The 21,178-nt window shown below is 41.9% G+C and carries 15 protein-coding genes and 5 tRNA genes; 1 reads left to right on the top strand and 19 read right to left on the bottom strand.

Annotated elements, in window-relative coordinates; all coding sequences use genetic code 11:
• Positions 1-402: 402 nt before the first annotated feature.
• The 17 genes from fusA to EAL49_RS06710 all read right to left on the bottom strand — a co-directional run bounded on the left by fusA (position 403) and on the right by EAL49_RS06710 (position 17,479).
• Positions 403-2,481: an elongation factor G gene (gene fusA / locus EAL49_RS06795; protein WP_120829577.1), complete on the bottom strand. Its 2,079-nt coding sequence runs from the start codon at positions 2,479-2,481 to the stop codon at positions 403-405.
• Positions 2,482-2,492: 11 nt separating this feature from the next.
• Positions 2,493-2,960: a 30S ribosomal protein S7 gene (gene rpsG / locus EAL49_RS06790; RefSeq protein WP_001254357.1), complete on the bottom strand. Its 468-nt coding sequence runs from the start codon at positions 2,958-2,960 to the stop codon at positions 2,493-2,495.
• A 15-nt stretch (positions 2,961-2,975) separates the two neighbouring features.
• Positions 2,976-3,383: a 30S ribosomal protein S12 gene (gene rpsL / locus EAL49_RS06785; RefSeq protein ID WP_001142322.1), complete on the bottom strand. Its 408-nt coding sequence runs from the start codon at positions 3,381-3,383 to the stop codon at positions 2,976-2,978.
• A gap of 87 nt (positions 3,384-3,470) precedes the next feature.
• On the bottom strand, positions 3,471-12,143 hold the full coding sequence (locus tag EAL49_RS06780) for a DNA-directed RNA polymerase subunit beta/beta' (RefSeq protein WP_120829576.1): 8,673 nt from the start codon (positions 12,141-12,143) through the stop codon (positions 3,471-3,473).
• Positions 12,144-12,364: 221 nt separating this feature from the next.
• Entirely contained in the window at positions 12,365-12,742 is a 378-nt protein-coding gene (gene rplL / locus EAL49_RS06770) for a 50S ribosomal protein L7/L12 (RefSeq protein ID WP_120829575.1), read from the bottom strand.
• A 44-nt stretch (positions 12,743-12,786) separates the two neighbouring features.
• Complete coding sequence (rplJ, locus tag EAL49_RS06765; protein WP_120829574.1) at positions 12,787-13,281, bottom strand: 50S ribosomal protein L10; 495 nt, start codon at positions 13,279-13,281, stop codon at positions 12,787-12,789.
• A 108-nt stretch (positions 13,282-13,389) separates the two neighbouring features.
• Positions 13,390-14,094, bottom strand: a complete 705-nt coding sequence (rplA, locus tag EAL49_RS06760) for a 50S ribosomal protein L1 (protein ID WP_001085837.1) — start codon at positions 14,092-14,094, stop codon at positions 13,390-13,392.
• A gap of 44 nt (positions 14,095-14,138) precedes the next feature.
• Positions 14,139-14,564 (bottom strand): 50S ribosomal protein L11, encoded by a 426-nt coding sequence (rplK, locus tag EAL49_RS06755; RefSeq protein WP_001085997.1) that lies wholly within the window; start codon positions 14,562-14,564, stop codon positions 14,139-14,141.
• Positions 14,565-14,581: 17 nt separating this feature from the next.
• Positions 14,582-15,109, bottom strand: a complete 528-nt coding sequence (gene nusG, locus EAL49_RS06750; protein ID WP_001846772.1) for a transcription termination/antitermination protein NusG — start codon at positions 15,107-15,109, stop codon at positions 14,582-14,584.
• Between the two features lie 29 nt (positions 15,110-15,138).
• Positions 15,139-15,318: a preprotein translocase subunit SecE gene (gene secE / locus EAL49_RS06745; protein ID WP_000362123.1), complete on the bottom strand. Its 180-nt coding sequence runs from the start codon at positions 15,316-15,318 to the stop codon at positions 15,139-15,141.
• A 142-nt stretch (positions 15,319-15,460) separates the two neighbouring features.
• Positions 15,461-15,536 (bottom strand) — tRNA-Trp (locus EAL49_RS06740).
• Positions 15,537-15,575: 39 nt separating this feature from the next.
• On the bottom strand, positions 15,576-15,734 hold the full coding sequence (rpmG, locus tag EAL49_RS06735) for a 50S ribosomal protein L33 (RefSeq protein WP_000865159.1): 159 nt from the start codon (positions 15,732-15,734) through the stop codon (positions 15,576-15,578).
• A 33-nt stretch (positions 15,735-15,767) separates the two neighbouring features.
• Positions 15,768-16,967 carry an elongation factor Tu gene (gene tuf / locus EAL49_RS06730; protein ID WP_115806868.1) on the bottom strand — a complete coding sequence of 400 codons (1,200 nt, stop codon included), beginning with the start codon at positions 16,965-16,967 and terminating at the stop codon, positions 15,768-15,770.
• Between the two features lie 126 nt (positions 16,968-17,093).
• Positions 17,094-17,168, bottom strand: a tRNA-Thr gene (locus EAL49_RS06725).
• A gap of 30 nt (positions 17,169-17,198) precedes the next feature.
• A tRNA-Gly gene (locus EAL49_RS06720) sits at positions 17,199-17,275 on the bottom strand.
• Between the two features lie 16 nt (positions 17,276-17,291).
• Positions 17,292-17,376 (bottom strand) — tRNA-Tyr (locus tag EAL49_RS06715).
• 27 nt (positions 17,377-17,403) lie between these two features.
• A tRNA-Thr gene (locus EAL49_RS06710) sits at positions 17,404-17,479 on the bottom strand.
• A gap of 186 nt (positions 17,480-17,665) precedes the next feature.
• On the opposite strand from EAL49_RS06710, the gene EAL49_RS06705 reads away from it, so the two are divergent.
• Positions 17,666-19,402 (top strand): ABC transporter ATP-binding protein/permease, encoded by a 1,737-nt coding sequence (locus tag EAL49_RS06705; RefSeq protein ID WP_097701403.1) that lies wholly within the window; start codon positions 17,666-17,668, stop codon positions 19,400-19,402.
• Positions 19,403-19,410: 8 nt separating this feature from the next.
• On the opposite strand, the gene EAL49_RS06700 is transcribed toward EAL49_RS06705, so the two are convergent.
• Positions 19,411-20,079, bottom strand: a complete 669-nt coding sequence (locus EAL49_RS06700; RefSeq protein WP_120829573.1) for an HAD family hydrolase — start codon at positions 20,077-20,079, stop codon at positions 19,411-19,413.
• 101 nt (positions 20,080-20,180) lie between these two features.
• Positions 20,181-21,170: a DNA adenine methylase gene (locus EAL49_RS06695; RefSeq protein WP_120829572.1), complete on the bottom strand. Its 990-nt coding sequence runs from the start codon at positions 21,168-21,170 to the stop codon at positions 20,181-20,183.
• Positions 21,171-21,178 lie beyond the last annotated feature (8 nt).

The following is a 21,178-nucleotide window of genomic DNA, read 5'->3' as shown; positions in this document are numbered from 1 at the left end:
GGCTTTGTTTTAATAAAAAATTGATTATAAGAATTTGAAAAATGCCAAAAAGCGTTTTTTGAACACAAAAGACTTTGTCGCTCATCAAATGAAATTTCTTGCAGGCAGTCTATGAGCTAGGGGGATTTTTAAAGGGCATTGCCGCAAAAATACCCCCCCTACCCTTTAAGAAAACGAATTGCAGCATGAAATAAAATCTAAACGATTAAGCCAAAAACCCCATTTTTAAAAATCAAAAAGTTTTAGTTACCTCTATTTGATGAGAATAAAGCCAAAAAGCAATTTTATAGCGAATTAAAAGAAAGGCTCATTAAGAGAATAAACCTACCTAAAAAGTCTTTTTATAAAAAAGAGAAAGTTTAAATCGTGCAACACCCTTTTTAAAAGAGTGTTATGATAAAATCAGCCTTTGCGTTTTTCTACAATTTCCTTGGCGATATTGCTAGGCACTTCGCCATAATGGTCAAACTCCATAGAGTAAGTCCCACGCCCTTGAGTCGCTGATCGTAAATCCGTAGAATAACCAAACATTTCCACCAACGGCACAAAGGCATTCACGATTTTCAAGCCTAATCGGTCGTCCATAGAATTGATTTGCCCTCTTCTTCTATTGAGATCGCCAATCACATCGCCCATGTATTCTTCAGGGACTTCCACTTCCACTTTCATCATAGGCTCTAATAAAACCGGGTTAGCCGTGCGACTCGCTTCTTTAAACGCCATAGATCCAGCGATTTTAAACGCCATTTCTGAAGAATCCACATCATGGTAGCTCCCATCATAAAGGGTAACTTTAAAATCCACCACCGGATAGCCTGCCAAAACGCCATTTTGCATCGCTTCTTGGATACCCTTATCCACCGCAGGGATATATTCTTTAGGGATCACGCCCCCAGAAATTTCATTCACAAATTCATACCCACTGCCAGGCTCTTTAGGCTCAAGCTTGATAAATACATGCCCGTATTGCCCACGACCACCGCTTTGCTTAGCGTATTTATGCTCTTTGCTCACGCTTGAGCGGATAGTCTCTCTAAAGGCGACTTGCGGCTGACCGATTTCAGCTTCCACCTTAAATTCTCTCTTCAACCTATCCACAATGATTTCTAGGTGCAATTCACCCATACCGCCAATGAGAGTTTGCCCGGTTTCTTCTTGAGTCATCACCCTAAAGCTTGGATCTTCTTCAGCAAGCTTGCCTAACGCTACGCCCATTTTTTCCTGGTCTGCTTTCGTTTTAGGCTCCACAGCGATGTGAATGACTGGCTCAGGAAATTCCATCCTCTCTAAAACGACGGCGTTCTTTTCATCGCAAAGCGTGTCCCCAGTCAGCGTGTCTTTCAAGCCCACGAACGCGCAAATCTCACCCGCATAAACTTCTTTAATGTCTTCTCTCTTATTAGAGTGCATTTTAAGGAGTCTTCCCACGCGCTCTTTTTTGTCTTTGGTGGAGTTATACACATAGCTACCGGACTCTAGCTTGCCGCGATACACGCGCACAAAAGTGAGTTGGCCCACAAAAGGATCCGTCATGATTTTAAACGCCAAGCCGGCAAACTCGCCATCATCGCTGGACTTCACAAAAACTTCTTCTTCGCTCTTTGGATCAATCCCCCTAATATCCACAACCTCTGTGGGCGCTGGCAAGTAGTCAATCACTGCATCTAATAAAGTCTGCACGCCCTTATTTTTAAAAGAAGAACCACAAAGCATGGGGACAAGGCTCATGTTCAAACAACCTGTTTTAATGCCTTTTTTGATCTCTTCAACGCTTAATTCCTCACCGCCCAAATACTTTTCCATTAAGGCTTCATCTTGCTCGGCTACGGCTTCCACAAGCTTTTCTCGGTATTCTTTAGCCTTTTCTAACAAATCGCTAGGGATTTCTTCCACATCGTATTTGGCTCCCATGGTTTCATTATTCCAAACAATCGCTTTCATTTGGACTAAATCAATCACGCCAATGAAAGTGTCTTCAGCCCCAATAGGGATATTAATAGGCACAGGATTAGCTTTCAAGCGTTGCTTGATCTGGTTTTCCACATTATAGAAATTCGCCCCAATCCTATCCATTTTATTGACAAAAACAATCCTAGGCACGCCGTATTTATTCGCTTGACGCCACACGGTCTCGCTTTGAGGCTGCACGCCACCCACCGAGCAAAACACCGAAACCGCGCCATCTAGCACGCGCATGGATCGCTCCACTTCAATAGTGAAATCCACATGCCCTGGAGTGTCAATCAAATTGATTTGGTGATCCTTCCAAAAGCAAGTCGTTGCCGCAGAAGTGATAGTGATCCCTCTTTCTTTTTCTTGCTCCATCCAATCCATTGTCGCCGCACCGTCATGCACTTCGCCAATCTTATGGCTCACGCCTGTATAGAATAAAATCCTTTCAGAAGTGGTGGTTTTCCCAGCATCAATGTGAGCGGCGATACCGATATTCCTAATCCTATTTAATGGGGTTTTTCTAGCCATTCTAACTCCAATTACCAGCGGTAGTGCGCGAACGCTTTATTCGCTTCTGCCATTTTATGCACATCTTCTTTTTTCTTAAAAGCCGCACCCTTATCGCTAGCCGCATCCATAAGTTCGTTAGCCAATCTATCCACCATCATTCTTTCATTGCGTTTTCTGGTCGCTTCTAAAATCCAACGAATAGATAGCGACTGCTGGCGGCTCGCCCTCACTTCTACCGGCACTTGATAGGTAGCCCCACCCACTCTTCTGCTGCGTACTTCCACTAAAGGACGCACTCTTTCTAGGGCTTTTTCAAACACTTCAATCCCTTTTTCACCGCTTTTTTCTTCAATCTTATTAAAAGCTTTGTAGATGATTTTTTCCGCCACGCTTTTCTTGCCGTCGAACATCATCTTGTTGATAAACTTGGTAACCACTTTGTTCCCATAAACAGGATCGCCCAAAACCTCCCTAACGGGTGCTTTTCTTCTTCTCATGTTTTTGTTTTCCTCTTATTTTTTCTTGCTGTCTGTTGCTTTCTTGTCGGTTGCTTTAGCTTTTTTAGTCCCGTATTTAGAGCGTGAAACCGTTCTTTTATTGACCCCTGCAGTGTCTAAAGCACCACGAACGATGTGGTATTTCACACCGGGTAAATCCTTAACCCTACCCCCACGCACTAACACAATGGAGTGTTCTTGCAAGTTATGCCCTTCACCAGGGATGTAACTGATCACTTCAAATTTACTGGTCAAACGGACCTTAGCGACCTTTCTTAAAGCCGAGTTAGGCTTTTTAGGGGTAGTCGTATAAACCCTAGTACAAACCCCTCTTCTTTGAGGGCATTCCACTAATGCAGGTGATTTCGTTTTTTTAACCACCTTTTTCCTTTCTTTTCTAATCAACTGGTTGATAGTAGGCACTATTTTTCCTTATTCTAAAAATTTAAAACTAAAAGTTCCCCCATTTTACCCTAATTTTTCTTTTAAAAATCTTAACCGATTTTTTTGTCAAAATTTAGGGCCATCTTCAAGCGTTCTCAGCACGATTTTTTTATTTTTATACATGCCCGTTCCCACAGGGATCATCCTCCCCAACACCACATTCTCTTTCAAATCCTCTAAAAAGTCTTTTTTCATAGCGATACTGGCTTCTGTTAAAACTTTAGTCGTTTCTTGAAAAGAGGCCGCTGAAATGATGCTATCGCTCCCAATAGCCGCTCTGGTGATCCCTAAAAGCACCGGTTCAGCAATCGCTGGCTCGCCTTTTAAAGCGATCACACGAGCGTTTTCTTCTTTGAAGAGTTTTTTACTGACTAAATCCCCTTCAATAAACTTGCTATCCCCGCTGTCTAAAATGCGCACTTGCCTTAGCATTTGAGAGACAATGATTTCAATGTGCTTGTCGGCAATGCTTACCCCCTGCCTGCGATACACTTGCTGGACTTCGCTCACAATGTATTTATAAAGCTCTTTTTCGCCACTGATCCTTAAAATATCATGGCTTGAAATTACTCCATCCGTCATCGCCTCTCCTGCATGCACAAATTCATCGGCATGCACTAAAATTTGCTTGCCTTTATCCACAAAATAATCCATGGAACGGCCATCTTTAGAAGTTACGATGATGTGTTCTTTATTGCGAATGGGTTTGCCAAAACTCACAATCCCATCCACTTCAGAAAGGATCGCCACATCTTTAGGCTTGGGTTTTCTCGCTTCAAAGAGTTCAGAAACCCTTGGGAGACCCCCAGTAATATCCCTGGATTTAACGGTCGCTTTAGGGATTTTCGCTAACACTTCAGCCTGCTCCACGCTAGAGCCATCGCTAATAGCGATAGAAGTTTTTGGCTCTAGGAAATAACGCGCTTCTTCGCCATCAACCCCCTCTAAAAACAAGCTTGGTTTGTATCCGCTTGGAATGTAATCATTCACCACTAAATTGGTGATACCGGTATTCTCGTCTTCTTTTTCAGCGACCGTAACCCCTGCGATAACATCCACAAAATTCACCTTACCTTTAAAGTCCGCAATGATAGGGGTGTTGTAAGGATCCCATGTGGCAATCGTTTTGAAAGTGTTAGTCGTGGGTTTAGAAATCACGCTATTAGCGTTCACTTCACTATTATCATCAATCAAGATCTCAGAACCCCTAGCGATATAATGGCGAGCGGCTTCCCTACCATTATCGTCAGCTATCACCGCAAACAAGCCTTTTTCGCTCACCATATCGCCCTTTTTGATCCCATGGGTGCGCTCTAAATGGTTAGCCTCTAAAACATAGTATTTGATTGCGCCTTTTTCTTTGGCATACACATCTTGCGCGATAGGGTCGTTATCCTTGACTAGCAATTCGCTCGCATAAGGGATGCGATTAGGCACATTCCAGCCCTCTTGGATAATATCAGCGATACTTCCCCCCTTATGCACCTTATGTCCACTAGCATAAGGCAAATACACTTTCCCCTCAATCTTACCGCCAACGCCGGCTAATTCGCTTGGCTTGACAATATCGCTTCTCCTTAAAACAAATTTAGCTTCTTGATCGCCATTTTTCACGCTCACAACGACTTCTTCATAGACCGTTTCAATGCGTAATTCCCCATCAAAAGGCGCTTTAATCTTAGGCTCTACCACTAAAATAGAAGCGTTACGGCGGTTAGCGATAATGTTTTTACCCTCTTTGTTCGTGTAAGTCCTAAGGTTATAAAAACGCACAAAACCTTCTTTGCTCGCTACAATTTCGCGCTCATCCTGACTCCTGCTCGCTGTTCCGCCCACATGGAAAGTCCTTAAAGTGAGCTGCGTTCCAGGCTCCCCGATAGATTGCGCGGCTACCACGCCCACCGCTTCACCCGGATAACTCATCTTGCCTTCGCCTAAATTCAAACCATAGCATTTCGCGCACACGCCCTTTGGCGCCTTACAAGTTACTGGGGTGCGGATCGTAATGGATTTAATCCCGGCTTCAACCACCTTTTTAGCGCCCTCTTCATCAATCAAAGTGTCCGCATAAAGCAAGATTTCATTCGTAATGGGATCGATCACATCTTCTAATAAAACGCGCCCAAAAATACGCTCTTCTAAAGGCTCGATCAATTCACTCCCCACCGCAATATCCGTGATTTCAATCCCTTCATGCGTGCCGCAATCATCAGACACCACCTTGACATTTTGCGAAACATCAATGAGTTTTCTTGTCAAATATCCCGCATTTGCGGTTTTTAGCGCTGTATCCGCTAAGCCCTTTCTAGCGCCATGCGTGGAGTTAAAGTATTCTAAGACATTCAACCCCTCTTTAAAGTTAGAAATAATGGGCGTTTCAATGATACTGCCGTCCGGCTTTGTCATGAGACCCCTCATCGCTGAAAGCTGACGGATTTGCGCCGCGCTCCCCCTTGCACCGCTATCTGCCATCATATAAATAGAGTTAAAGCCCTCTTTATCTTTTGCGATAGCGGTCATCATTTCTTTACTCATTTTGTCATTGACTTCAGTCCAAGTGTCAATGATCTTATTGTAACGCTCTTGGTCAGTGAGCAACCCTTGATCGTATTGTTGCTGGATTTTTTTAACCTCTACTTTGGCTTTTTCCACCATTTTTTGCTTGTCTTTTGGCGTGATAATATCTTCCATAGAGATAGAAATACCAGCCTTAGTCGCATACCTAAAGCCAAGCGTTTTCAAATTATCCAAAAAGGTTGCAGTAATACCGATACCGCCGACTTTATGCACATAATCCACAAGCACGCCAATATCTTTTTTCTTCATGGGTCTGTTCCACAAATCCGTAGGGATAAAATCAGGCAAAATGGACTTAATGATCATGCGCCCCGTGCTCGTAGAGATAATATTCCCTTGATCTAAAACCCTAATCTTTGCGTGGATGTCTAATTCTTTCGTATCAATAGCGGTGATGATTTCATTCACGCTAGAAAAAAGCTTATGCTCGCCCTTGACCCCGCTCTTTTCTAAAGAAAGATAATAAAGCCCTAAAACCATATCCTGGCTAGGAATGGCTACGGCTTTACCGCTAGCGGGTAAAAGGATATTCATAGAGCTTAGCATGAGCACCTTGCATTCAGCGATCGCTTCCTGGCTTAAAGGCACATGCACCGCCATTTGATCCCCGTCAAAATCGGCGTTAAACGCTGAGCACACTAACGGGTGCAATTGGATCGCTTTGCCGTCAATAAGCTTTGGATGGAACGCTTGAATGGATTGCTTGTGTAAGGTAGGAGCGCGGTTGAGTAGCACCGGATACCCCTCTGTGATTTCTTGCAAGCACTCCCACACTTCATTGCTTTTTTGCTCAATCATGCGTTTAGCTTGTTTGAGCGTGGTGGCATAGCCCCTCTCTTCAAGCTTGGATAACAAATGCGGTTTGAAGAGTTCTAACGCCATGTTTTTAGGCAACCCGCATTCATCCATTTTAAGATTAGGCCCAACCACAATCACGCTTCTGCCTGAAAAATCCACGCGCTTACCTAAAAGGTTTTGCCTGAAACGCCCTTGCTTGCCTTTAATGATTTCACTGAGCGATTTTAAAGGGCGCTTGTTAGCCCCTTTAACCGCATTGGTGCTGCGGCCGTTATCAAAAAGCACATCCACGGCTTCTTGCAACATCCTTTTTTCATTGCGCACAATGATTTCTGGCGCCCCAAGCTCCATTAAGCGTTTCAAACGTTGGTTACGATTGATGACACGACGATACAATTCATTCACATCGCTGACCGCAAATTTCCCGCCATCTAGCGCGACTAAAGGCCTTAAATCCGGTGGCAATACCGGTAAAACCGTGAGCATCATCCACTCAGGCCTGTTACCAGAATTTAAAAAGCTTTCTACCACTTTCAAACGCTTAATGAGTTTTTTCTTTTTCGCATCAGAATTAGTGTCTTTCACTTCTTCTTTCAAACTCTGCAATAAGGTGATCAAATCAATTTCTTCTAGCAAATCCTTGATCGCTTGGCCGCCCATTTGCGCTACAAAGCCCCTGTCTTCGTATCTTCGTGAGATATTTTGATACTGCTCTTCATTCAAAATATCGTATTTCATCACAAGCTTAGCGCCTTCATTGTCATAAGCGGCTTCGCCTGGCTCTTTAACGATATAAGCTTCATAATACAACACGCGCTCTAAGTCTTTCATCTTAACGCCTAAAAGCGTGCCGATACGGCTAGGCAAGGAATTGACATACCAGATATGCGCTACAGGAGTGGCTAATTCAATATGCCCCATTCTAAAACGCCTGACTTTGGAGTGCGTGATCGCCACGCCGCATTTTTCGCATGTGCCAATGTCTTTGAAGCGAGGCTTTTTGTATTTACCGCACAAGCATTCATAATCTTTAGTGGGGCCAAAGATTTTCATGCAAAACAAGCCGTCTCGTTCAGGTTTTAGGGTGCGGTAATTGATCGTTTCTGGCTTTTTAACTTCCCCATAACTCCAAGAATGGATTTTTTCAGGGCTGGCTAGAGTGAGCTGGAAAGAGCTAAAGTCTTTAGGCCTGTCATCTTCTTTAATGACAATGGGTTTAGGTGCTCCATCTTCATCCACATCGTCCCCAAAAATATTAATATCCAAAGCGAGCGATTGCAATTCTTTAGTCAAGACATAGAAAGTCTCAGGGATTTCACTCTCGCCCACTTGCTCACCTTTAGCGATAGCCCTATAAGCGTTCTCCCTACCCCTAATGTCATCGGATTTAATGGTGAGCATTTCTTTTAGAGTGTGCGCTGCGCCATAAGCTTCTAGCGCCCACACTTCCATTTCCCCAAACCTTTGACCCCCAAAGAGCGCTTTACCCCCCACAGGCTGGTGCGTTACCAAGCTATAAGGGCCCGTGCTTCTGGCATGGACTTTTTCATCCACTAAATGGTGGAGTTTGATCATATACATGTAGCCCACATTCACGCGCTCTCTCATCTTTTCGCCTGTGCGCCCGTCATACAGATCCATTTTGCCATCCATAGCGATCTTAGCTAATTCAAACAGCTTATAAAATTTTTCTTGCGAGATGCCTTCAAACACAGGGATAGCCATCTTAACGCCCTTGCTCCAATCTTTGGCGTATTCCAAAAGCTCTTCATCAGAGCAATTCTCAAGAACATGGATTGTCAAGGGGTCTTTTTCATTAATGGCGTTAGCGATTTCTAGCATTTTAGCGCGCAATTCTTTGGCAAAATCTCTGGTTTTATCCTCTAGCATGCTAGCGATTTGTTTCCCAAACTCTTTCCCCACTAAGCCTAAATGCATTTCTAAAATCTGCCCGATATTCATGCGGCTTGGCACGCCTAAAGGGTTTAAGACAATATCTACAGGCTCGCCATCAGCGGTATAAGGCATATCCGCAACCGGCACGATATTAGACACAATCCCTTTATTCCCATGCCTTCCTGCCATTTTATCGCCCACTTTAAGCTTTCGTTTTGTAGCGATATAGAGCTTGACTTTTTTGATCACGCCATTAGGCAAAATATCATCTTTTTCTAAAATAGAAAGCTTTTCTTCATGCTCTTCGCCCAAGACTTTCTTTTGCTCTAAGAAATTGTTTTTAGTGATTTCATAGTGGTTTTGCACTTCTTTAGAATACTTTTTGACTAAACTAGCCAAAGTGAAGCGGTTGATTGAAGCGATTTCTTCTTTAGGGATTTGATCGCCTTCTTTATAATCCTTGCCGTTATGGCTGAAAGGCTCTTCTAAAATCGCTTGAGAAAGGAGCGAGCTAACGCGCAACAATTCTTCTCTATTGAGCATGGTCAAGCGGTCAAAATGCTCCATATCAAGCTTGGCTTTTTCCTCTTCATACGCGCTCAAAACCCGCGCGTCTTTCTCATAGCCTTTTTTAGTGAAGACCTTCACGTCAATCACCGTGCCTTCCAAACTGGGAGGGCAATACAAACTCTTATTGACCACATGCCCAGCTTTATCCCCAAAAATAGCCCTTAAAAGCCGCTCTTCAGGCGTGCTTTTAATCTCGCCTTTAGGAGAAGTCTTGCCCACTAAAATCATGCCAGCGCTCACATAAGTGCCCACTTTAACGATCCCGCTTTTATCAAGATGAGCGAGCGCTTCTTCTTTCACATCAGGAATATCAGCGGTAAATTCTTCCGCACCATGCTTAAGCTCCCTAGCATCCACTTCTTTTTCATAAATGTGGGTGGAAGTGAAAACATCGTCTTTAGTGATGCGCTCACTCACCACGATGGCGTCTTCAAAGTTATAGCCATTCCAAGGCATGAACGCCACGCGCACATTTTTCCCTAACGCTAACTCGCCCCTATCCATGCTAGGGCCATCAGCGATGATTTGCCCGGCTTCCACTTTATCGCCCACCTTAACGATAGGGACTTGATTGAAACTGGTGTTTTGGTTGGTGCGCAAGTTTTTTTGCAAAGAATACGCATCAATATAGGCCTCTTCTTTGCCTTCGCCTAAAATATAAATATTTTTAGCATCAATTTTTTCTACAACGCCTGCACGATTGGCTTTGATCGCTCCCCAAGAATCCCTAGCGATAATTTTTTCAATCCCTGTGCCTACAATGGGAGCGTCGCTTCTTAATAAGGGCACCGCTTGGCGCTGCATGTTAGTCCCCATTAAGGCGCGGTTGGCGTCATCATGCTCTAAGAAAGGAATGAGCGATGCGGCGACCCCTACTAGCATGCTAGAGCTTAAATCCATTAAGGTTACTTTGCTTTTTTCGTTTAAAACGATTTCGCCTTCCACGCGCGTTTCAATCAAATCGCCCAAAATATTACCCTCTTCATCAATGGGGGTGCTTGCGGGAGCGATGATGTGGCTGTCTTCTTGAATAGCGGTCAAATAAATCGTCTCGCCCACCACTTTGCCATCCACAACCTTTTTATAAGGGGCTTCAATAAAGCCTAAATCATTCACTCTTGTGAAAGTGGAAAGGGTGTTGATCAGACCGATATTTTGACCTTCTGGGGTCTCAATGGGACAAATTCGGCCATAATGCGTGGGGTGCACATCCCTGGCTTCAAACCCTACCCTGTCTTTCACCAACCCCCCTTCGCCGAGTGCTGAAAGGCGGCGCTTGTGCGTAACCTCACTCAAAGGGTTCGTTTGATCCATGAATTGCGAGAGCTGACCGCCCATGAAAAATTCCATGATGGTGCTTGTGATCATTTTAGAATTAACCAAGTCATGGGGCATGAGCGAATCAAAAGCCCCGCTCATGGTAGTGAGCTTGTCTTTAATGGTCTTTTGCATTTTCACTAAGCCTGAATGCAATTCATTGGCCAATAGTTCCCCTACCGCCCTGATCCTACGATTGCCCAAATGGTCTCTGTCATCAATCTTGCCCTGATTGTTTTTGATTTTCATGAGGTATTTAACGGTGGTGATAATATCTTCATGCGTTAAAGTCGTGATGTAATCAGGCACATGCAAGCCTAACTTGTGATTCATTTTCATGCGCCCCACCATGGTCAAATCATAGCGTTCTGGATCAAAGAAAAGTTTTTTGACAAACTGCTTAGCCACCTCAGTCGTAACGGGATCGCCTGGCTTCATAACCTTATGGATACGAATCGCCGCTAGAGCGTTTTCATCATCAATCTTTTCAGTTTGCTTGAGCAATTTCAAAGACTCATAATCGGCCAAAAAAGAATGGATAATGGAAGCGTCATGCCCTAAAGCTAGATCGTTGATGATCACAAATTCTTGCACGCCTAAATCGTGGATTTTTTCTAATCTGTTTTTATCTAGCTGAGTGAGCATGTCCAATAAGACTTCTTTCCCTACCATAACAGGCTCAGCTAAATGACGATTGATTAAAATATCCATAGGGTATTCCACCCATTCTAAATGGTTTTCTTTAAGCTCTTTAATCTTTCTTGAAGTGAGCTTTTTTCCTGCTAAAAGAATAACCTTGCCTTGAGGATCTTTCAAGTCAAATTCCATTCTTTGATTAGCGTCTAATGAAGCAAACGGGATCAAATATTTATCGTTTTCATAACGCACTTTAACAAGCGGGTAGAACATTTTGATGATGTCTTGTTTTTGATAATCCATCGCCCTGAATAAAATGGTAACAGGCACTTTACGGCGCTTGTTGATACGAGCATACAAAACATCTTTAGAATCGTATTCAAAATACAACCACGAACCCCTATCAGGGATGATTTGCCCTGTGTAAATGAGCTTGTTTAAAGAAGTGCTAGATTCTTCTTCTTTGAAAATCACACCGGGGCTTCTGTGGAGCTGATTGACCACCACGCGCTCCACCCCATTAATAATAAACGAAGTGCGTTCTGTCATCAAAGGGATCTCACGAATGAAAATGCTCTGTTCTTTAATATCCTTGATGCCGTTTTTTTCGCCACTTTTGGTATCTTTTTCCCACAAGATCAAGCGCACTTTAATTTTAAGCGGGATAGAGTAGGTAATGCCCCTTTCCATCGCTTCTCTAACGGTGTATTTAGACTTGCCAAATTCGCAACCCGCGTATTCTAAAGTAATGCGGTTATGTTCATCTTGGATAGGGAAAATGGATTTAAAAACCTTTTCAATCCCGCTCTCTTTGCCATCTTTGGAATACAAGAAAGAATCATAGCTGTCTCGTTGTAATAATAATAAATTAGGGACTTCTAAATCTGTTGGGGTTTTTGTAAAATCAGCTCTCAAGCGGTTTTTTAGGGGAATTTTTTTTGACATATTTCAAGCCTTTGATCAAAAATTTTGAGTTATTTAATGCATTAATTCAAGTAAGCATTGCAAAAGGATCTTTAAACTTTAGAACCATCCATGATAAAAATACTAAACCCACCTGCAATACTAACCACTTTAGGCCACACGCTCACAAACAAAATCATGGAGCAAAATCATCTGCCGCACTAGATCAGAGAAAGGCGCAAAGGCCTTTCTGTTTTTAAGTCTTACTTGACTTCAACCTTAGCACCCACTTCTTCAAGTTTCTTCTTGATGGTTTCAGCTTCTTCTTTATTCACGCCCTCTTTAAGCACATGAGGGGTTTTTTCGGTAGCGTCTTTAGCTTCTTTCAGGCCAAGTCCAGTGATTTCACGAACCACTTTAATCACCTTAATTTTTTCAGCACCGCTATCGGCTAAAATCACATTAAATTCGGTTTTTTCTTCGCTCTCAGCCACTGCACCGCCAGCTACAGCCGCACCTGCTACGACCGTTGGAGTCGCGCTCACGCCAAATTTTTCCTCAAACATTTTAACCAATTCAGCAAGCTCTAAAACGCTCAATGAACCAACATATTCTAATACTTCTTCTTTTGAAATTGCCATAATCCAATCCTTCAAATTTTTTAAATTAAAGCCATCATAGGCTCTTAGTTTTCTTCTTTCGCTTTACGCAAATTGTCTAAACCGGTAACAAAATAACGCACCGGAGCCGTCCAAACAGAAAGCAACATTCCCATAAGCTCTTCTTTGCTTGGGAGTTTTGAAACCGCTTCCACATGAGCTACGCTAACGCTTTCTTTATCAAACAAGCCCGCTTTCAACACAAAGTGATCTTTGTGCTCTTTTTGGAAGTCAAACACGAGCTTAGAAAGAGCGATTTGATCATCGCCCCACAAAAACACATTGGTTTCTTTCAAATCCAAATCAGAATAGCCGGTCTCTTTCATGGCAATATGAGCAAGGGTATTCTTAATCACTTGCACCTTAACGCCTTGAGCGCGAGCCTTATTCCTTAAAGCTTCCAACTTTCTCACGCTAAGACCCTTATAATCGCAAATTAAAAGGGCTTTGGCATCTGCAAATTGCGATTTTAAGTTAGCGACTAGCTCTACTTTATGCTGCCTTTGATGTTGTTTTTGCATCTTTTCCTCCTTTCTAGACTAGACCTCTGCAAGATTATCTTTTTAAAAAAGAAATTTTAAGCTTTTTAGCTCTTACGATCTTCAGCCTAAGATTAAAAACTCCTAACGCTATTTAATATCCATCAATTCTTGCGCGTCCAAATTCACTGAAGGCGACATGGTGAGCGAAAGAGCGGCGTTTCTAATATACTTGCCTTTCGCGCTACTGGGTTTTAAGCGGTTGATCGTTTTAACCAACTCAAGCATGTTTTCTTTGATTTTTTCTTCAGGAAAACTCGCCTTGCCAATAGGGGCATGGATATTGCCCTTTTTATCCACCCTGAAATTCACTTGACCGCTTTTAGCGTTACTAACCGCTTTAGCAATATCCATCGTAACGGTTCCGGTTTTGGGGTTTGGCATCAAACCTTTAGGGCCTAAAATCCTACCCACTTTACCGACAACCGCCATCATATCGGGTGTTGCGATCACCATGTCAAAATCAATGCGACCATTTTTGATTTCTTCAGCCAAATCGTCTCCGCCAACGACATCAGCCCCAGCGTTTTTGGCTTCATCTTGCTTAATGTCTTTTGCAAAAACGGCCACTCTTACTTTTTTCCCTGTTCCATGAGGAAGCACCACCGCACCGCGCACCATTTGATCCGCATGTCTTGGATCAACCCCTAGTCTTAACGCTACTTCCACGGTTTCATCAAATTTGGCTGAAGCGAGGGATTTAACCACCTCCACGCCTTGCTCTACGCCATACGCTTTATCGTTCTGAATTTTAGAAAAAAGTTTTTCCAATCTTTTAAATACTTTTTTTGCCACGATTCTAATCCTTAAAAATTTCTTTCAATTCCAACAAAACCCAATCAATCCACAACTTCTACGCCCATGCTCCTAGCGCTGCCCATAACGATTTTTTTGGCCGCTTCCATGGTGCTTGTGTTTAAATCTTCCATTTTCAATTGCGCGATCTCTTCCACTTGCTTGTGGGTGAGCTTTGCGATCTTGTTTTTAAGCGGGTTGTCAGAACCTTTTTCAACCCCAGAAGCTTTTTTGATCAAATCCGTTACCGGAGGCTTTTTAGTGATAAAGGTGAAACTTTTGTCTTGATAAACCGTGATGATGACTGGGATATTAAAACTCCCCATGTCTTTAGTTCTCTCATTAAAAGCCTTACAAAATTCCATGATATTAACCCCTCTTTGACCCAACGCTGGCCCTACGGGAGGTGAAGGGTTTGCCTTACCGGCAGGGATTTGAAGTTTGATTTCTCCGACTACTTTTTTAGCCATGTTTTCTCCTTAAAAAGTTATATAATTTTTTCCACTTGCGAATGCAAAATCTCTATTGGAGTGTTCCTACCAAAAATAGAAACATTGAGCTTGAGCTTGCGGTGTTCCACATCATACTCTTCCACCGTAGCGGTAAAGTTCGCAAAAGGGCCTTCCACCACGCGCACCACTTCGCCTTGCTCAAAAAAGATTTTGGGCTTGGGGGCCGCTCGGTTATTCATTTTTTCTAAAATATGCCCAATATCCGCTTCACTCAATGGGGTTGGCTTTTTATTTTCTCCAATAAAACGGCTCACTCTTGGCAAAGATTGTATCTTATGCCACAAAACCGTATCCAAATCCACCTTAATAAAAACATACCCAGGATAAAGGCTTCGTTCCGTTACTTTCGTCTTGCTTTTTTTAGAAACCTCTATAATATCTTCAGTAGGCACAATGATCTCTTGTATCCTATCTCTTATATTATGATCGTTCGCTAGATTCTCAATCGCTTTCTTAACGGACTGCTCGCTCCCTGAATAAGTTTGTATAGCATACCAATCCATCATTATTCTCCTTATTTAAAGCCACCAACCTATAGAACACTAGAGATAAAAGCCCCCAGAGAAAAATCCAACAAAGCTAAAAACAGCGTGATAGCACTCACTACCACCAAAACAGAAACAAGCGCGTTGCGTATCTGCTCCTTAATAGGAAATATCACTTTAGAAAGCTCTTCTCTAGCTAATTTATATTGCATGAGCCATTTATCCATAGTTTCTTTTCGCCCTCACTTAAACTTAATACATTTATACATTAAAAGAATTTTCAATTTTATCCAAAATAGCTTAAACTAAAATTAAAAAATTCAAAAACAATCCAATTGAGACAAAAATTTGATAAAATAAATTAGTAGATGGCAGGCCAGGAGGGACTCGAACCCCCAACAACCGGTTTTGGAGACCGATGCTCTACCATTGGAGCTACTGACCTAACCTCCCCTCCTTTTAAATCACAACACAAAAGAAAGAGCTAGCTCTTCAATTTGATTTCTTTATGAAGAGTGTGCTTGTTTTCCCTTGGGCAGAACTTCTTAAGCTCCAGTTTTTCAGTGTTAGTTTTAGCGTTCTTGGTTGTGCTGTAATTGATGTCTTCACAATCAGAACACTTCAACCCTATTTTAACTTTCATAATGACCCTTTATGGTAACTCTTTTTACTAATATTATTCAATAATATTGCTCACAACACCAGCACCAACGGTCCTACCGCCTTCACGAATCGCAAATTTAGTTCCCAACTCTAACGCAACAGGGCTAATCAATTCTACAGTGATTTTCACATTATCGCCAGGCATAACCATTTCTACGCCTTCAGGAAGGGTGATAGAGCCAGTCACATCAGTCGTGCGCACATAGAATTGCGGGCGGTAATTGGTGAAGAATGGAGTGTGTCTCCCGCCTTCTTCTTTAGAAAGGACATAAATTTCTCCCTCAAACTTCTTGTGCGGAGTGATAGAACCTGGTTTGCATAGAACCATACCGCGTTCTACTTCTTCTTTTTTAGTTCCTCTCAAAAGCACGCCCACATTATCGCCGGCTTCACCTTTTTCCAACTCTTTCCTAAACATTTCTACACCGGTTACAGTCGTTTTTTGTGTAGGTCTGATACCAACGATTTCCACTTCATCGCCTACTTTCACCACGCCTCTTTCAATCCTGCCTGTAACCACAGTCCCTCTACCTGCAATAGAGAACACATCTTCAACCGGCATCAAGAAAGTTTTTTCAGTGTCTCTTTCTGGAGTAGGGATATAGGCATCCACTTCAGCCATAAGTTTAAGCACTTTTTCACCCCATTCACCCACACTACCAGCCTTTGCTTCTTCTAAAGCTCTCAAAGCTGAACCCGCTATAATAGGAGTGTCATCGCCAGGGAATTCATACGCGCTCAACAATTCGCGCACTTCCATTTCTACAAGCTCTAACAATTCTTGGTCATCCACCATGTCTTGTTTGTTTAAGAAAACAACGATGTGAGGCACGCCTACTTGACGAGACAATAAGATATGCTCTCTGGTTTGAGGCATAGGGCCATCAGCTGCAGAAACAACCAAAATCGCTCCGTCCATTTGTGCCGCACCGGTGATCATGTTTTTTACATAGTCAGCGTGTCCTGGGCAATCCACATGCGCATAGTGTCTGTTTTCAGTCTCATATTCAATGTGAGAAGTAGCGATAGTGATCCCTCTTTCTTTTTCTTCAGGGGCGTTATCAATATTATCATAGTCTTTCATTTCTGCAAGACCTTTCAAAGAAAGCACCGCTGAAATCGCTGCACTCAAAGTCGTTTTACCATGGTCTACATGCCCAATGGTTCCAATATTAACATGCGGCTTAGTTCTATTAAACTTTTCTTTTGCCATTTGTATTTCTCCTTAATTTTTTGAAATGGATTTTAGAATTATACTAAACAAAATCCTAAGTATTCCTAAATGCTACCACAAAATTTAAGACATTTTTGTCTTATCGCCATTCAAGAGATTATAAACTGGAGCCTATAAGCGGAATTGAACCGCCGACCTCTTCCTTACCAAGGAAGTGCTCTGCCTCTGAGCTATATAGGCGTCTCAAAAACTAAAATGTTATCCTAAAAATGGAGCGGGAAACGGGACTCGAACCCGCGACCCTCAGCTTGGAAGGCTGATGCTCTAGCCAACTGAGCTATTCCCGCATCTAAAAAAACAAAATGGTGGTGAGACGTGGATTCGAACCACGGAAGACATAGTCAGCAGATTTACAGTCTGCCCTCGTTGGCCACTTGAGTATCTCACCAAAAACTTTGCAAAATAACATTTCAACTGGAGCTGGCTAAGGGACTTGAACCCCCGACCTGCTGCTTACAAGGCAGCTGCTCTACCAACTGAGCTAAGCCAGCAACTAAAATAATCAAAGACTTGGGATTATAGCAGTTTTATACTTGACTTGTCAAGAAAGAATGACGGAAAGCTAATTTATTCGTATGGCACAGAGCATGGTTAAAATTTAGCTATAATCTAGCTCAATTTGGCTTAACACAGCTCAAAGCTTATTGCATATAAAAGAATTTATGGACACTTAAATTATGGCGAAAAAAAAACATAAAATTTCTACTTTAAAATACTTTTTGCGCTCTTTAAAGCAAATCTACATGCTCATCACTTTCAAGGAAAAAATGGTTTTTTTCCTGCTTGTGTTGATGGCTGTTTTTTCTTCTTTTGTGGAAGTGATGTCTCTTACTCTCCTTATGCCTTTTATCACTCTCGCTTCCGATCCTAGTAGGGCTTTAGACGATAAAGATTGGAAAATGGTCTATGATTTTTTCCATTTTTCATCTCCCGTTCGTCTGATGTATTTCTTTAGTTTTTGCTTGGTGGGGATTTATTTGTTCAGGATGTTTTATGGGGTGTCTTTCACTTATTTGAAAGGGCGTTTTTCCAATAAAAAAGCTTATCAAATCAAGCAACAACTTTTTTTACAGCACATTAAAAGCAACTACCTCTCCCACCTTAACCACAACTTGGATTCTTTAAGAGATATTATCAATAATAAAGCGGATGGCATGTTTATGAGCTTTAACGCTTTTTTGAATCTACTCACTGAATTAACCGTGATCGTTTTTTTCTATTCCACGCTATTAATCACTAACTGGAAGTTAACGCTTGTATTCACTCTAATCATCTCTATACAAATTTTTATCATCACTAAAAAAATCACCGTTCTTATTCAAAAAAAGGGCGAGATAGCGGCAAAATCTAGGGCGCAAACGCTTAAAGTTTTTTCCAAATTTTTCAGCAATTTCAAAATCACTAAACTCAAAGACAACCACGAAGAAGCCCACAAGCTTTTTGGAGAAAATAGCCGTAAAGCCCATGACACCGAGATTATTTATTCTACTTTGCAAGTAGTCCCCAGGTATTCATTAGAAACGGTGGGCTTTAGCTTGTTGATTTTAGCGGTCGCTTACATTTTATTCAAATACGGCGAAGCTAAAATGGTACTTCCTACCATTTCTATGTATGCTCTAGCGCTTTATCGCACGCTCCCTTCTGTTACTGGCGTTTTGAATCAATATAATGAAATCGCTTACAACCAGCTTGCGACTAACATTGTGTTTAAAAGCCTTACTAAAACCATCGTTGAAGAGGATTTAGTCCCTTTAGACTTTAATAAAAAAATCACTCTTCAAAACATTTCATTCGCTTATAAGTCAAAGCATCCGGTTTTAAAGAATTTTAACCTCACCATTCAAAAAGGTCAAAAAGTCGCTCTCATAGGCCATAGCGGGTGCGGAAAATCCACGCTGGCGGATATTATTATGGGGCTTACCTACCCTAAAAGTGGGGAAATTTTTATTGATAACACCCTTTTAACCAATGAAAACAGGCGCTCATGGCGTAAAAAAATAGGCTATATCCCCCAAAATATTTACCTTTTTGATGGCACTGTGGGGGATAATATCGCTTTTGGGAGCGCTATAGATGAAAAACGCTTGATTAAGGTGTGCAAAATGGCTCATATTTATGATTTTTTATGCGAGCATGAGGGCCTTAAAACCCAAGTGGGCGAAGGGGGTGCTAAGCTTAGCGGCGGTCAAAAACAGCGCATAGGCATTGCAAGAGCCTTATACGATAACCCTGAAATTTTGGTTTTAGATGAAGCCACTTCAGCCCTAGACAATGAAACCGAGAGTAAAATCATGGATGAAATCTATCAAATCGCTAAAAATAAAACCCTAATCGTTATCGCCCACCGCTTAAGCACGATTGAACGCTGTGAAGTCATCATTGACATGAGCCAACACAAAGATAATCTTGGCTAAAGCTGGCTTTACTCTTTTGCGGAGTTTTGCAAATCAAACCCCTTAAAGCTCTCCAAATACTTCCCTTGATAGCCGTTTTGACCCACTAAATTTTTCAAAACCTTGCTGTTGTAACCCAAAAACGCCACTTTATTAGCTTGAGCGCTTTCATAGTCATTGACGCTATCGCCTATCATTAGCATGCGGCTTGGGTTATAGGCGTATTTTTGAATGATATTAGCGATAATCTTGGGTTTATTGGGCGGACTCCCTTCAACGCTCTTAAAATACTTAGTAATCCCTAAAAACTCGCACAACACTTGCAATTCGCTATGCAAGGCCGCTGAAGCGATATGGAAAATATAGTTTTTATAATGCTTATCAATAAACGCCATCACTTCGCTATTCAAATGCTCCCTATCAAAAAGCTTTTGTTCTATAATAGCACCAAACTCTAGGGCTAATGCACCCACTTCTTCTTGAGCGATAGGGGTTTTTAAAATCTCGTTATAAAAATATTGGATTTTTTCATTCCTTGAAATCCCCCCACTTTGATAATGATAAACTTCAAATTGCTTCAAACTCTCTTGATTCTTGTTGCCATGCTTTTGAAACAACGCCTTAAACCCTTCATTTTTTAAATGCATGCTGTCAAAAATCACGCCATCAAAATCCCATAGAACCACTTCAAGCACCATGATTTCCCCTTTTTTATAGGCTTATTTTGGCTTCATTTTACCTTATTCAAGCGGTATTTAAGCGATTATTTTTGCCATTTAAGGTTAGGCTATCTTGACTCTTATTTGATAAGAATATGCAAACACTCTTTGGTGTGCGTGGCTTTGTGGGCGCGCGCGTTGTCCGCTTTAAAGCGCATGTAGGTTTTGGTGGCTAAAGAGTAAGCGCCGTATTTTTTTAAGATATTTCTAATCTCTATTTCATTCATAAGCCCTTCATTGTTATAGCTTAAAAAAATGTATTTGAATCGCGCTTTTTTGATCAAGTTTTCAAAGGCGTTTAAGATTTTAGCGCGAGAGCAAAACGATGATTTCTGGTAATGGGGCAAGCCGGTTTTACCTTTTGGGATAAAGGGCGTATAAGCAGCGATCGTGTTTAGCAAATGGTAATTCGCCCCGTATTGTCTTGCATTATAAGGGGGGTCTAAATACAAAATATCCCCTGAAATCTTTTCAATCAAATCGCTAGAATCCTGCTGATACACTTCATTAGCGTTTAAACTCAAATCAAAATGAGCGCCTTCTAAGATGAGTTCTTTTTGAGCGCTTTTTTTAAGGTGTTTTAAAAAAGCCCCATACACTGAAGCGGTGTTAGCCACCTTGTCCGCGCTCTCCAATAACGATGCGAGCAAAAAATAATACGCATGGCTATCAATATTTTGAGAACGCTTAAGCCCTTCAATTTTCAAGCGCATCGCATCAATTTTTTGAGCGTTTGTTTCGCTAAAATACTGCCTTGAACTCCCCCCTAAAGAATAATGCGAATAGATAAAGCCCTTTTTTAAAGCAACGCTATTAAGCTCATCAATAAGCTCTTGTTTGTTAGGGATCTCTTGAATGTTTGCAATATAATTTTGATTCAAAACAAAGCTATAATACTCCAAATCATTAGAGATGATCTTTTTTGCAACGCTCTTAAACGCGCGCCCCACAATGCCTGTCCCAGCGAATAGATCACAAAAAACCGCACCAGAGAGATCATTGCCCGCAACCGCATGGATATTTTCTTTAATAAAGGGAATGAGCTTGTATTTAGAGCCGATGTAGTTCATTGCAACCG

Source organism: Helicobacter pylori (assembly GCF_003637665.1).
Classification (GTDB): Bacteria; Campylobacterota; Campylobacteria; order Campylobacterales; family Helicobacteraceae; genus Helicobacter; species Helicobacter pylori_CK.
The sequence above is the reverse complement of the archived record's forward strand: the minus strand, read 5'-3'. Positions and strand labels throughout refer to the sequence as shown.